The organism is Streptomyces sp. NPDC030798 (genome assembly GCF_055572275.1).
In genome coordinates, this window is sequence record NZ_JBVIDR010000005.1 from 15,286 (window position 1) to 29,098 (window position 13,813).

Sequence of the window (13,813 nt, forward strand, 5' to 3'; positions counted from 1 at the left end):
CGGCGCCCACGAGCAGCAAGACCGGCAATGGCAAACGGATCCACACGCATTGGCAAAGAAGCGGTCTGCTGCTCACCCCGAGTCGGTGCTGACGTATCCCTCGACTCCGCCATCTCCGCGTACTCGGTCAGCCGTGACCTGCGTATTCGCCCCGCCAAGTCGGAGGCGCCCCCCTGGCCTGCCATGAGTCGGATCATCACATCAGCACATTGCGAGGTGCAACGCGAAACACGCGCCCGCGACGACGTCTGGCCGGAAACGCCCCACGGACACGGCAACGCCCGGGCCCCGCCGGGCCCGGGCGTCGTCATCGTGCGCAGCCGCCGCTACGGCAGCCCGTGCACATGCGCCCCCACCGAGTTCGACCACGCGTTCCCCGACGCCGCGTCCCAGTTGGTCGACCACGTCATCGCGCCCCGCAGGTCGGGATACGTCTTGGCCGGCTTGAAGGTGCCGCAGCCCGTGCCCTTGGTCAGGCAGTCGAGGGCGTTGTTCACCACGGACGGGGACACGTAGCCGCTGCCCGCCGCGCTCGTGGAGGCAGGGAGGCCGAGGCCGACCTGGGACGGCGACAGGCCGCCCTGCAGCTGGATGCAGGCGAGGGCGGTGAGGAAGTCCACCGAGCCCTGGCTGTAGACCTTGCCGTCGCAGCCCAGCATGGAACCGCTGTTGTAGTACTGCATGTTGACGACCGTGAGGATGTCCTTGATGTTCAGGGCCGTCTGGAAGTAGGAGTTCGACGTCGACTGCATGTCGATCGTCTGCGGCGCCATCGTGATGACCAGGGACGAGCCCGCCTTTGCCGACAGTGACCGCAGCGCCTGCGTCATGTACGTCGCGTTGAGGCCGTTCTCCAGGTCGATGTCCACGCCGTCGAAGCCGTACGTCTGCATCAGTCCGTACACCGAGTTCGCGAAGTTCGTCGCCGACGTCGAGTCACTCACCGACACCGTGCCGTTCTGGCCGCCGATGGAGACGATGACCTTCTTGCCGGCCGCCTGCTTGGCCCGGATGTCGGCCTTGAACTGGTCGACCGTGTAGCCGCCGAGCCCGGCCGAGTCGAGGTTGAAGGTCACCGCGCCCGGGGTCGAGGTCGCGTCCGCGAACGCCACCGCGATGATGTCGTAGGCCGACGGCACGTCCGACAGCTTCTGAACCGTGGCACCGTTGTTGAAGTTCTGCCAGTAGCCGGTCACCGCGTGCTTGGGCAGGGAGCCTCCGCCGCCACCGTTCGTCGAGGAGGTCGTCCCGGTCACCGCGGCCGACTTCCCCGACTCGCCCGCCGCGTTCGTCGCCGTCACCTGGAAGCTGTACGAGGTCGCCGCCGACAGGCCGGTCACCGTGGCCGAGGTGCCCGTCACCGCCGTCACCTTGGTGCCGCCCCGGTAGACGTTGTAGCCCGTCGCCCCCGACACCGGGGACCAGGACAGGGACACCGAGGAGGACGTCGTACCGGAGACCGACAGACCCGTCGGGGCGGAGGGCACGGTCGGGGCCGGGTCGGTGCCACCGCCGCCGTCGGGGCCGTAGACGGAGATGTCGTCGGCGTAGTAGGCCGCCTGGCCGTACCAGCCGTGGGTGTAGACCGTGACGGACGTCGTCGACGCGCCCGTCGTGAACGTCGTCGACAGTTGCTTCCAGGACGTCGTGTCCGGCGTCCACGTCGAGACGTCCGTGGTGCCCGTGCCCGTCACGCCGAGGTAGGAGTAGCCGCCCTGCACCCACGCGCTCAGCGTGTACGTGGAGTTGGGCTTCACCGCGACCGACTGGGTGCACTGGGCGTTGTCCAGGCCGGCCGGGGTCGCCTTCAGGGCCGAGGCGCCGGAGTGGACGGGGGAGGAGACCGTCGTACCGCTGCCCGCCGAGCACGTCCAGTTCGTCAGGCCCGACTCGAAGCCGGCGTTCCTGGCGTTGTTGACGTCCGCGGCGGACGCGGGGGTGGCGGCGGCGAGGCCCGCGACGGAGAGGGCGAGGGCGGTGGCGGCGGACCAGGTGGCTGTCCGTCGTCTGCGTGGTCTGGGCGTGCCTGAGGCGCGGTCCACTGGGACCTCCGGTGGGGGAGTCGGTGGGGAGGTGGGGTGAGTGAGGACGGTGGCCACCGTTGGCCTACAAGTTGGTCTAGGCCAATCCGGCTGTCAAGAGGTCCAGACCAAAATTGCCGACGCGCACACGATCAAACTGTCGGGATTTAGCGGACTTGTGCTCGAGGACTTCCACATGAGCTACACAAACGCTGTTCTCCGGTCATCGGGCCGTGGTTACAGTGCTCAGGTAGTCACGCAATGAAGTCGTCCTGGCGCATTGGAGTGACACCGGTGGGCCGAGGGGTGTGAAAGAGCGGGGAGCTGCGCGTGCCAACTGTCATTGCCGTGACCAGTGCCGACATGGCACTGCCGGCGCAGGACGAGCGGACCATGCCCGCCGTCGTGCTGCGGGACCTCGACCGGCGCCCGCTGGAGCAGACCCTCACCGAACTGCACGCGCTGACCGAGCAGTACGGATACGTGGTCGTCGTGTGCTCCGAGGCCACCCCCGAGCCCGTCGTACGACGGCTGTACACGCTGCGCGCGCTGCTGGAGAGCGACCGCATCGCCCTGTTCCGGCCCGAGCTGCCCCCGCTCGGCATCGCCGTGCTCGCCCGGCAGCTGCGCCAGCTCGCCTCCTGTGACCTCAGCCCCGGCGTGCTCGCCTCCGCCGGGCGGCTGCTCACCCACTACGTTCACGCCGGCGCCGTCCTCGGCTCGGTCGCCCGGCTGGACCGGGTGCCCGTCGGGCTGAGGGCGCACGCCAAGTCCTGGATCCCCGGGAGCCAGTTCGCCGTCGTCGCCCACCCCGAGCCGCAGCTCGTCAGGGTCGCGCCCGGCGCCACCCTCAAGGGCCCCGAGTTCGGCACCTGGATGCTCGTCGCCAAGGGCCAGCTGCAGAGCGACTGGATCTCCGGCCTGGCGAAGGAGTGGACGGCGCACGGACTGCGCGAGACCCCGCTGCCCGCCGAGTCCGCCGACTGGTGGGGGACCGGCCGCGTCATCGAGTTCTGCAGCTACCTCGCCGACCTCTCCGTCCTCTACCAACTGGTCACCTCCGTACGGCAGACCGCCTGTCACTGGTGCGGCCTCGACGTCATCGGCGACCGGTGCGTCTTCTGCTCCGCCACCCCGCCCCCGTACGAGCCTCCCGCGCCCCGCGCCCTGGAGCAGCGCACGCCCGCCCGACCCGCACGACCATGACTCACATCCCGCTCGACCGATTCCCCCAATGAGGTTGCACGGTTCATGAACTCCCGTCAGCGCCGCGGCGTGATACTGCTGATCCTGTCGGTCCTGTGCGCTCTCGGCGCGTTCGCCGGCGTGCTCTCCGTCGTCCACGACGCGAACTCCAAGGTCGGCCCCGAGGTCACCGCCTACCGGGTGCGGTCCGACGTCAAGCCGTACACCGCGCTGGACACGGGCCAGTTCGAGAAGATCAGGATGCCCAGGCGGTGGCTGTCCGCGAACGCCGTCACCGACCTGCGGCAGATCCAGGGCAAGATCGCCGTGACCACGCTGCGCGCCGGCTCCCTGCTGCAGACCGACATGATCGTCGACCAGCCCGCCCTCCAGCCGGGCCAGCAGGAGGTCGCCATCATGATCGACGCGGCGACCGGCGTCGCCGGAAAGATCACCCCGGGCGCGCGCGTCAACGTCTATGCCACCTTCGAGGGGAAGAAGGACGGCGACCCGGACCAGTCGAAGATCATCGTCACCAACGCCCGTGTCCTGGACGTCGGCAGGATCACCGCTCTCGATCCCGACACCGGCAAGAACCAGCAGCAGCCCACCGAGGCCGTCCCGATCACCTTCGCGCTGTCCACCCTCGACGCCCAGCGCATCACCTACGCCGAGTCCTTCGCCCAGCGGGTCCGTCTCGCACTGGTCGCCCCGGGCAGCGAGACCAGCGTCCCGGACAAGGACCGCACGTACGAACTCGCGACGGACAAGTGAGAGGCGGCCCGCATGCCCACCAGGATCCTCCCGGCCGGCGCGGACCCGGACGCCGTCCGTTCCCTCGTCACCCTGCTCAGCCAGCTCCCCGACGCCGAACCGCAGCCCCCGGTCGCCGACTCCACCCAGCTGGTCGACACCCTCGCCCGCCTCGCCGCCGAGTCCGTGGACGAACTGCCCGAGGTGGTCGTCGTCCACGAGCGCATCGGACCGGTCCCGGCGCTGGAGCTGATCCGCGACGTCGCCCTGCGCTTCCCGGCCGTCGGCGTCATCCTCGTCACCACCGACGCGAGCCCCGGCCTGTTCGCCGCCGCCATGGACGCCGGCGCCCGCGGCCTGGTCGCGCTCCCGCTGTCGTACGAGGAACTCGCCAGCCGCGTCCAGGCCGTCGCCCAGTGGTCCACCGGCGTCCGCCGCCACCTCGGACACGGCGGCACGGACGTCCTCGGCGGCGCCGGCGGTACGGTCGTCACGGTCAGCGGCGCCAAGGGCGGCGTCGGCGCCACCCTCGCCGCGATCCAGCTCGCCCTCGCCGCCCAGGCCTCCGGCCGCCCCACCGCGCTCGTCGACCTCGACCTGCAGACCGGCGACGTCGCCTCCTACCTCGACGTCCAGTTCCGCCGCTCGGTCGTCGACCTCGCCGCCATCACCGACATCTCCCCCCGCGTCCTCGCCGACGCCGTCTTCCGTCACGACACCGGCCTCGCACTCCTGCTCGCCCCGGCCGAGGGCGAACGCGGCGAGGAGGTCACCGACCGCGCCGCCCGCCAGATCATCGGCGCCCTGCGCTCGCGGTACGAGGTCGTCGTCGTGGACTGCGGGGCGCAGCTCGGCGGGGCGAGCGCGGTCGCCGTGGAGACGGCCGACACCGCTCTGCTGGTGACCACGCCCGACGTGGTCGCCGTACGCGCCGCCAAACGGACCGTACGGATGTGGGACCGGCTGCAGATCCGCAAGGCGGAGGAGACGACGGTCCTCGTCAACCGCCACTCCCGCGGCACGGAGATCCAGCCCGCGCTCGTCCAGCGCATCACCGGAACCGCCCTGGCCCGCACGGCCGTACCCGCGAACTTCAAGGAACTGCAGTCGGTCGTGGACGCGGGGCGGCTGCACGAACTCGACAGCAGGTCCACCGTGAAGCAGGCCCTGTGGGCCCTCGCCGGCGAACTGGGCCTGGCGAAGGCCCCCGAGGCGTCCCACCGGGGCGGCGGCCGCGGGGCGGTCGGCTTCCGGCGGCGGAAGGAGTGAGGGGTGAGGAGAGGACCGGGAGGCGACCGGGGGCAGGTCAGCATCGAGTTTCTGGGGATGGCACCGCTGATCGTCCTCACCCTGGTGCTGATGTGGCAGTGCGTGCTCGTGGGGTACGCCTACACGCTCGCGGGGAATGCTGCGGACGAGGGCGTGCGGGCCGGTACGGCGGCACCGCGGGGAGAGCGCTTCGGCGTGTGCGAACGGGCGGCGCTCCGGCATCTGTCGGGGGCGTGGCGAGGGGGTGCCCGGGTGGAGCGGTGCGACGGGACCGGCTATGTGACCGCGGACGTGGCCCTGAAGGTCCCCGTCCTGTTCCCCGGTTCCATCGACTTCCCCGTCACGGTGCACGGCCACGCCGGCGCCGTGGAGGAGGTGAAGCACTGAGATGCCGTACGACTCCTCGCGGCGCCGGCGCGATCGCGGCCAGGTCGCCATCGAGTACCTCGGGTTCATCCCGGTCCTGCTGATCGTCGGGTTGGCCGGGTTCCAGATCGGTGCGGTCGCCTACGCCGCCGAGCAGGCCGGCACGGCGGCCCGGGCGGGGGCGCGGGCGGCCTCCCTGGGCCAGTCCTACGCCCAGGCCTGCGCGGACGCGGTGAGCGGCGGCATCGAGGTGAGCTGCTCCTCCGCCGGCGGCGACGACTCCGTCACCGTCACCGCCAGGGTGCACATCCCCCGGATCGTCTGGGACCTCGGCGACGCCACCAAGTCCGCCACCATGCCGCTCGACCACTGACCGAGGAGACGCGAACCCATGAGCCTGCGGGCACGCATCAGCACTCCCGAGGAGCACGGCAGCCGGGGCGAGGACGGGCATCTGGTCGCGTCGTACCGGGCCAAGCTGCTGGAGGAGATCGACCTCGCGGAGATGAGCTCGCTCGCCGCCGCCGAGCGCCGGGCCAGGCTGGAGCGCGTGCTCGGGCACATCATCAGCCGCGAGGGCCCCGTCCTGTCGACGGTGGAGCGCTCCCAGCTCATCCGCCGCGTGGTGGACGAGGCGCTGGGCCTCGGCATCCTGGAGCCGCTCCTGGAAGACGCGTCCATCACCGAGATCATGGTGAACGGACCCGACGCGATCTTCGTCGAACGCGGCGGCCGCGTCGAGCAGTTGCCCCTCCGGTTCGTCTCCTCCGACCAGCTGATGCAGACCATCGAGCGCATCGTCTCGACGGTCAACCGCCGGGTGGACGAGTCCAACCCCATGGTGGACGCCCGCCTCCCCTCCGGCGAACGCGTCAACGTGATCATCCCGCCGCTGTCCCTGACCGGCCCCATTCTCACCATCCGCCGCTTCCCGCGCTCCTTCACCCTGCAGGAACTCGTCGGCTTCGGCTCGCTCGACGAGCCCATGGTGTTCCTGCTGGCCGGACTGGTGCAGGCGAAGTTCAACATCATCGTCTCCGGCGCCACCGGCACCGGAAAGACCACCCTCCTCAACGCCCTGTCCGGACTCATCCCGGCCCACGAGCGCATCATCACCATCGAGGACTCCGCCGAACTCCAGCTCCAGCAGACCCACGTGGTCCGCCTGGAGTCACGCCCGCCCAACGTCGAGGGCAAGGGCCAGGTCACCATCCGCGACCTGGTCCGCAACTCGCTGCGCATGCGCCCCGACCGCATCGTGGTCGGCGAGGTCCGCGGCGGCGAGTCCCTCGACATGCTCCAGGCCATGTCGACCGGCCACGACGGCTCCCTCGCCACCGTCCACGCCAACAGCGCCGAGGACGCCCTCACCCGCCTGCAGACCCTCGCCTCCATGTCCGACGTCGAGGTGCCCTTCGTAGCGCTGCACGACCAGATCAACAGCGCCGTCGACGTCATCGTCCAGCTCACCCGGTTCGCCGACGGCGCCCGCCGCATCACCGAGATCGCGCTGCTGGACAGCCACGGCGGCGAACCGTACCGGCTGGCCACCGCGGCCCGCTTCCACGCCCGGCCCATGACCCCCGACGGCCGGGTCTACGGCACCTTCGAGTACCACCCCCTCCCACGCCGCACCGCCGACCGCCTCTACATGGCGGGCCAGCCCCTCCCGCAGGCGTTCGGCGTCGCCCACTCCGCGGACCAGCTCGCCACCCGAGAAGCCAGGTAGGCCGCCCCATGGAACTGACCACCCTCGTCCGGCTCACCACCGGCGTCGCCCTGCTCACCTGCCTCCTCGCGGTCATCGGGGTGCACACCTACGCCTCCGGCCGGGCCCAGCGCGCCGCCCTCGTCGACCGGCTCTCCCAGACCGGCCAGGAGCTGCCCACGGGCCGCCGGCGCCGCTTCCGCACCCTGGACCGCCGACTGCGCCGTACGGCACTGGGCCGCCGCCTGGAACTGCGGCTGGCGGCGACGGGCCTGGACGTGACGCCCGGCGAGTTCTTCGCCTACATGCTCGCCGCGGTGGCCGCCCTCTGGCTGATCGGCCAGGCCACCCTCGCCCCCTTCTTCGGCCCCCTGGCGGGCCTGCTGGGCGTCTGGGCAGCGCTCCAGTTCCTCAACTGGCAACGCCACAAACGCATCGAGCGCTTCATCAACCAGCTCCCGGAACTGGCCCGCATCCTCGCCAACGCCACCCAGGCCGGCCTCGCCCTGCGCACCGCCATCGGCATGGCGGCCGAGGAGCTCGAGGCCCCGGCCGGCGAGGAACTGGCCAAGGTCTCCGACCAGTTGGCGATCGGTCAGTCCCTGGACGAGGCACTGCAGGAACTCGCCGACCGACTCCCCTCCCGCGAACTGGTCGTCCTCGTCACCACCCTCGTCCTCTCCAACCGGGCCGGCGGCCAGGTCGTGTCGGCGCTGCGCAACCTGACCGAGACGCTGGAGGAACGCAAGGAGACCCGGCGCGAGATCCGCACCCAGCTCTCCCAGGTCACGATGACCTCGTACGCCGTCCCCGTCCTCGGCATCGGCGCCCTGTTCCTGATGAACGGGGTGAAGGACGGCGCCCTGGACCGCATGACCGGCTCACCGGTCGGCCAGGCCTGCGTGCTGATCGCCTTCGCCATGTACGCGGTCGGATTCGTCCTCATCCGCCGTATGAGCCGGATCGACGTGTGAGGGGGCCGGCCTGATGGAACTCCTGCTCGCCCTGCTGATGGGTCTCGCCGTCTGGGGCGCCTTCGCCGGCATCCGCATGTACCGCGCCGACGTCAGGCTCCCCGGCGACCTCGCCCTCGCCCTCGAGGTCGGCGCCACGCGCACCGGCGCCGTGGACTCCGTCATCGACCGCATGGGCATGCGCTACGCCCCCGCCGTCCTGCGCCTGATGGGCCCGCGGCTGGTCGCCAAGTACCGCCGCAAGATCGACCTCGCGGGCAACCCCGGCGGCCTGACCATCGACCGCTACGCGGCCCGCCGAGCGGTCTACGGCGCGCTGGGCACCGTGGGCTTCCTGGTCTTCCTGCTGCGCGGCCAGTGGTTCATCGCCCTGCTCCTGCTGCTCTTCGGCGCCTTCTGGACGGAGGTCGGCATCTGGTCGGCGATCCGCGTCCGCAAGGACGTCATCGAGCGGACCCTGCCGGACTTCCTGGACGTCCTGGCGGTCGTCGTGAGCGCCGGCCTCGGCTTCCGCCAGGCCCTCGACCGCGTGGCCTCCCGCTACGAGGGCCCCTGGGCCGACGAACTGCGCATCACCCTGCGCCAGATGGACCTCGGCATGAGCCGCCGCGAGGCCTTCGCGGAACTGAGGCGCCGCAACGACTCCGAACAGGTGGCGATGTTCGTGACGGCACTCCAGCAGGGCGAGGAACTGGGCGCCCCGATCGTCGACACACTCGTCTCCCTGGCCAAGGACATGCGCCGCACCGACGCCCAGAACGCCCGCCGCAAGGCCGCCCGCGCGGTCCCCAAGGCCACCCTGATGATCACCACGTTCATGGTTCCGGCGACGATGCTCCTGCTCGGCGCCGGCCTCCTGCTGGGCTCGGGCGTGGACTTCGGCTCGCTCACGGGGAGGTGAGCGGGGATGACAGTGCTGGACGCGGCGGGGCGGGGGCGCTCCGGGGGTGTGGGCCGAGGGTCGCGCAGGGGTGCGGTCCGGGGGTGGCTGGGGCTGTTGGGGCGCCGGCTGGCGGTGCTGGGTGCGGCGGGGCGGTGGTCCCTCGGGGGAGCGGGCCTCGGCCGGCTGGGGTCGTGGGGGCGGTGGCCGGCCGTGCTGGACGCGGCGGGGCGGGGGCGCTCCGGGGGTGTGGGCCGGGGGTCGCGCAGGGGTGCGGTCCGGGGGTGGCTGGGGTCGTGGGGGCGGTGGCCGGCCGTGCTGGACGCGGCGGGGCGGGGGCGCTCCGGGGGTGTGGGACCGGGGTGGCTGGGGCGGTGGTGGCTCACGGCGACGGCGCGGGTGCCGCTCCGGGGAGACCGGTCCGGGCGGGCGCCTCGGGCCTCCACGAGGTCTCCGGGGAGTGCCCGGGCGGCCTCCGGGGACCTGCCCTCGGAGAAGATCCAGGTGCGGGCGCTGCAGGCGATGTGCCGCCAGGTGTTCGGCTTCCGGCTGGCGATGATCGTGCTGGCGGCCCCCTCGGCCCTGCTCAACGCGGCGCCCGGCCTGGGCGTCCGCCTGGTCGGGGCGGCGGTCGTCGTCACCTTCATGGTGTCCTACGTCCTCTTCCGCGACTGGGAACGCTTCGGCCCCCTCCTCCTGCGCCACCCCAGCCTGCTGGCCGCCGACACCCTCGTCGGCTCCCTCCCGCTGGTCTCGGCGGGCCCCGACACCACCCTCGCCTACGTCAGCGTCTGCACCCCCCTCCTCGCCGGCCTGGTCTACAGCTGGCGCGGCGCGGCCTGCTTCGCCTCCCTGCAGTCCCTGATCCTGCTCCTGGTCCACGCCACCCTCAGACCGGACCCCCAGGCCGGTGGCCCCGCCGAGTCACTCCTCCTCCCCGGCCTGTGCGTGATCGCCGGCGCGATGGGCTCGACCCTGCGCAACCTGATGCTCCGCTTCGGCGCGGCCACCCAGGCCCTCACCGCGGCCCAGGCCCGCCTGGCGGCGACGGAGGCGGTCCACGCGGAACGGGCCCGGCTGGCCCGGGAGATGCACGACTCGGTGGCCAAGACGCTGTACGGCGTGGCCCTGGCCGCCGAGGGACTGGCGGTGACGGCCTCGGCCGACACCCCGGAGCCCGACCGGCTCCGCCGCCAAGCGGAACTGGTCTCCCGCTCGGCGCGCAGGGCGGCGGCGGAGTCGAGGGAACTGCTGGAGGACCTGCGCAGTGAGGACGCCGGCGCGAAGCCGAGAGACATCTGGACGGAACTGGAGGCACGGGTGAACGCCTTCGAGGCACAGACGGGCATCCGAGCCGCCTGCCACCGCACGGGCGAGACCCCGCTCCCGCCGCTCCCCGCCCCCCTGGCCCGCCACCTCCTGGCCATCACCTCGGAGGCCCTGGAGAACGCCCACCGGCACGCGTCCGCGACGGGGGTGGAGGTGACGGCCGGGATCCAGGGGGACCAACTCCGCCTGACGGTGTACGACAACGGCCGGGGCCTGCCCCCCTCCACCACCCTCGACGACCTCCGCACCTCCGGCCACTTCGGCCTGCTGGGCATGGTCGAGCGGGCCGCCTCGGCGGGGGCCCGCATCAGGATCGGACGCGGGGAGCACGCTCGGGGGACGGAGGTGCGGGTGGACGTACCGGTACGGTCCCTCGACGTCGCCCTGTCGTCCGAGCCCGCCTGAGAGGAGGACCGATGAACCCGATGCAGCACCGAAACACGCCCTTCCCCCCACCCTCCACCGCCGCGGCCCCCCTGCGTCTCCTGGTGGCCGACGACAACCCGGTGATCCGGGCCGGCCTCACCGCTCTCCTCTCCGACCGCGAGGACACCACCGTGGTCGCGGAGGCGGCGGACGGCCGCGAGGCATACGAGGCGGCACTGCGCCACCGCCCCGACGTCGTCCTCCTCGACGTCCGGATGCCCGGCGTCGACGGAATCTCGGCGTTGCCGCACCTGCTCCGGCTCGCCCCGGTCATGATGCTGACGTACAGCCACGAGACGGAGACGGTGCGGGAGGCGCTGCGGCTGGGGGCGGGGGGCTATCTGGTGCACGGGGAGTTCGGCGCCGAGCAGCTGGTGCGGGCGGTACGCGATGTCAGCGAGGGGCGCCCGCATGTGACGCCGGGGGCGGCGCAGGCGTTACTGAGCTACCTCCATCCAGATGCAGCTGCACATGAGGGTGCTGAAAATCCGCCCGCTATGGCCAGATTCCCGACCCAAAACCTTTCGCAACTGCAATCAGATGTGGGACAGTCGTTCCGGTCGCGGTTCCAACTGAGCACGAGGGAGGCGGAGATCATGGACCTCATCGCGTCCGGCATGACCAACCAGCAGATCGCCGCCGCCTGCTTCATCAGCGAAAAGACCGTCAAGAACCACATCAACCGCATCTTCGCCAAGCTCCACACCTCCACCAGGTCCCAGGCAACCGCCAAGTGGCTGGGGGTGGCCTGAGATGGCGGCCCGCGGGAGGCGATGGGTCCGGGGTTGGGTCCTGGGACCCTGTGGCACCGGGAGCGCCGAGCCGTACGTTGCCCGGATCGGAGGCGAACCCGGAGGGGACCACCATGAGCAACTGGTTCAACACCACCGTCGCGTACCTGCAGTCCCGAGTCGCTCGCAGCGACAAGGGGCAGACCGCGGTGGAGTACCTGGGCATCATCGCGGTGGTGGTGGCGATTGTGTTGGCGATTACGGGCACGGACATCGGGCAGACGATCTACAACGCCATTACGGACAAGATCAACGAAGTTATCGGTGGCTGACGCGGCCCCGAGGACACGTCGACGCAGGGCAGGCTTTCCCCATCTACATGACGGTGGTGGCAGGCCTGCTCTTCCTTGCCTTGGCGTACTTGGCAGTCGGCCAAGCGGCAGTGAATCGAAGCAGCGCCCAGACGGCGGCTGATGCGGCGGCGCTCGCGGCAGCCCAGAAGACGCGCGATCAGCTCGCGGCCACATGGAGCGCGGACTTGCTCGACCCCACCAAGTGGCAGGACATCTTCGATGGCAAAGGGGCGGACAACACTTGTTGGCGCGCAGAACAGTTGGCCGCCCGGAACGATGCCCAGCTGACATCCTGCGCGCCCGCGCTGCTGAGGTACAGCGTCGATGTCCGGGCCAAGGAATCAGTCGGAGACTCGATCGTCCCCGGAACGGAAGACAAGCATGCGAAAGCTTCCGCCACGGCGGTGATAGAGCCGCTCTGCACGTTCAGGCTTCCGGGGGAGGAAGTCGGGCGCGACACGCTGCCACAGCTGACCTGCAAGGACCGCAACTGGGACCTGAACCCGGACGAACCCGCGGAACTTCCCAAGCCTGAGGACCTCTTCGACGTCCATCTGGCCGGCTGACAAGCGAACGACGAGTCAAGAAGGAAGCAGAGCGATGAGCATTCGGTTCACTGCGAAGGCCCGCAGGGGGACGGTCGCGCTGACTCTCGCGGCCGGTCTGGCCCTCGGTGTTGCCGGTTGCAGCGGTGGCGGTGGCGACGACAACAAGCCAGGGACTTCGGCGTCTGCCTCGAAAAAGGGCGGCTCCGGGCCGAGTGCTCAGGAAGGGAAGTCAGACGAACCCCTGGCTGAGTTGAAGGGTCCCAACGGCCTGTTGCTGGACATCACCTCGGCTGTTCGGGACACCGGTGGGTTCGTGACGGTGAACGGCATCTTGAAGAACGACAGTGCCAAGCTGCTCACGATCCCTGCACAGCTGAGTGGCAACGAGACCGAGATCATCCGGAACGGCCGGTCCTTCGGCGGTGCCACGCTGGTGGACTCCAAGGGGAAGAAGCGCTACTACGTCCTTCGCGACACCGACGGTCGCCCCCTCACCACTACAGGGGTCTCGAGTATCAAGTCCGGCGAAACTGTGCCCGTGTTCATGCAGTTCCCGGAACCGCCCGCCGATACGGACCAGGTTTCCTTCCAACTGCCCATGTTCGCCCCGGCCGACATCACTATCTCCGGGTGAGGCGAAAGTGACCACCAACCCCCGCCTCACCCTCACCCTCACCACCGCAGCCCTCCTCGCGGCCGCCAACCTCTCCCTGGCCCGCGCCGACGACACGGGCCCCAGTGAGCCGCCGGGCACGGAACCCTCGGCCGGCGCCCCCGTCAAGATCGACGCCACCGACCCTGATCTGAAGCTCCCCGAAGGCGCCACCCTCGCCGCGCCGAAGGTGCTGGACATCAAGTCGGTCGTGGAGGACCAGAGCGGTGACGAGCGCCGCGAGGACACCAACGCGGACGTCACCTTCGCCCTCCAGGCCGAAGTCCTCTTCAGCAAGGACAGCGCCAGACTCAGCGACGAGGCCAAGTCCCGCATCGCGACGATCGCGGAGGAGATCAAGAAGCAGAACGCGACCCAGGTCCGCGTCTTCGGCTTCACCGACAACCTGGGTTCATCGGCCCACGGCGACGTCCTCTCCAAGCAGCGCGCGAACGCCGTACAGACCGTCCTCGACCAGGACCTGAACAACCCCGGCATCACCTTCGAGGTGCGCGGCTACGGCGAGCAGTACCCCATCGCCGACAACTCCACGGAGGAGGGCAGGAAGAAGAACCGCCGCGTCGAGGTGTCCTTCCCGCGGACCAAGGAGTGACCGGC

General features: G+C 70.7%; 15 protein-coding genes. 14 read left to right on the forward strand and 1 reads right to left on the reverse strand.

Features of this window, described 5'->3' with window-relative positions; translation table 11 throughout:
• Positions 1–326: 326 nt before the first annotated feature.
• Positions 327–2,042 carry a chitinase gene (locus ACZ404_RS13010; protein ID WP_468439036.1) on the reverse strand — a complete coding sequence of 572 codons (1,716 nt, stop codon included), beginning with the start codon at positions 2,040–2,042 and terminating at the stop codon, positions 327–329.
• Between the two features lie 327 nt (positions 2,043–2,369).
• Here ACZ404_RS13010 and ACZ404_RS13015 point away from each other — a divergent pair, with 327 nt between their 5' ends.
• The 14 genes from ACZ404_RS13015 (at position 2,370) to ACZ404_RS13080 (ending at position 13,808) form a co-directional block, all read left to right on the forward strand.
• The gene (locus ACZ404_RS13015; protein WP_468439037.1) at positions 2,370–3,227 is read left to right on the forward strand and encodes a hypothetical protein; all 858 of its coding nucleotides are present in this window, start codon (positions 2,370–2,372) and stop codon (positions 3,225–3,227) included.
• 45 nt (positions 3,228–3,272) lie between these two features.
• Entirely contained in the window at positions 3,273–3,980 is a 708-nt protein-coding gene (gene cpaB, locus ACZ404_RS13020; protein WP_468439039.1) for a Flp pilus assembly protein CpaB, read from the forward strand.
• Positions 3,981–3,992: 12 nt separating this feature from the next.
• Positions 3,993–5,228, forward strand: coding sequence for an AAA family ATPase (locus tag ACZ404_RS13025; protein WP_468439041.1), 1,236 nt, complete (start codon positions 3,993–3,995; stop codon positions 5,226–5,228).
• Between the two features lie 3 nt (positions 5,229–5,231).
• Positions 5,232–5,615, forward strand: coding sequence for a TadE family protein (locus ACZ404_RS13030; RefSeq protein ID WP_468439043.1), 384 nt, complete (start codon positions 5,232–5,234; stop codon positions 5,613–5,615).
• Position 5,616: 1 nt separating this feature from the next.
• Complete coding sequence (locus tag ACZ404_RS13035; RefSeq protein ID WP_468439045.1) at positions 5,617–5,967, forward strand: TadE/TadG family type IV pilus assembly protein; 351 nt, start codon at positions 5,617–5,619, stop codon at positions 5,965–5,967.
• Between the two features lie 18 nt (positions 5,968–5,985).
• A complete protein-coding gene (locus tag ACZ404_RS13040; protein WP_468439047.1) occupies positions 5,986–7,323 on the forward strand; it encodes a CpaF family protein in 1,338 nt (445 codons plus the stop codon).
• A gap of 8 nt (positions 7,324–7,331) precedes the next feature.
• Entirely contained in the window at positions 7,332–8,276 is a 945-nt protein-coding gene (locus ACZ404_RS13045; protein WP_468439049.1) for a type II secretion system F family protein, read from the forward strand.
• Positions 8,277–8,289: 13 nt separating this feature from the next.
• On the forward strand, positions 8,290–9,177 hold the full coding sequence (locus tag ACZ404_RS13050; RefSeq protein ID WP_468439051.1) for a DUF5936 domain-containing protein: 888 nt from the start codon (positions 8,290–8,292) through the stop codon (positions 9,175–9,177).
• A gap of 345 nt (positions 9,178–9,522) precedes the next feature.
• Positions 9,523–10,890 carry a sensor histidine kinase gene (locus ACZ404_RS13055; protein ID WP_468439819.1) on the forward strand — a complete coding sequence of 456 codons (1,368 nt, stop codon included), beginning with the start codon at positions 9,523–9,525 and terminating at the stop codon, positions 10,888–10,890.
• A 20-nt stretch (positions 10,891–10,910) separates the two neighbouring features.
• Positions 10,911–11,663, forward strand: a complete 753-nt coding sequence (locus ACZ404_RS13060) for a response regulator (protein WP_468439821.1) — start codon at positions 10,911–10,913, stop codon at positions 11,661–11,663.
• A gap of 113 nt (positions 11,664–11,776) precedes the next feature.
• Positions 11,777–11,974 carry a Flp family type IVb pilin gene (locus tag ACZ404_RS13065; RefSeq protein ID WP_468439053.1) on the forward strand — a complete coding sequence of 66 codons (198 nt, stop codon included), beginning with the start codon at positions 11,777–11,779 and terminating at the stop codon, positions 11,972–11,974.
• Entirely contained in the window at positions 11,971–12,561 is a 591-nt protein-coding gene (locus tag ACZ404_RS13070; protein ID WP_468439823.1) for a pilus assembly protein TadG-related protein, read from the forward strand. The genes ACZ404_RS13065 and ACZ404_RS13070 overlap by 4 nt, the downstream gene beginning before the upstream one ends.
• Positions 12,562–12,595: 34 nt before the next feature.
• Positions 12,596–13,177: a hypothetical protein gene (locus ACZ404_RS13075; RefSeq protein ID WP_468439055.1), complete on the forward strand. Its 582-nt coding sequence runs from the start codon at positions 12,596–12,598 to the stop codon at positions 13,175–13,177.
• Between the two features lie 7 nt (positions 13,178–13,184).
• Complete coding sequence (locus tag ACZ404_RS13080) at positions 13,185–13,808, forward strand: OmpA family protein (RefSeq protein ID WP_468439057.1); 624 nt, start codon at positions 13,185–13,187, stop codon at positions 13,806–13,808.
• Positions 13,809–13,813 lie beyond the last annotated feature (5 nt).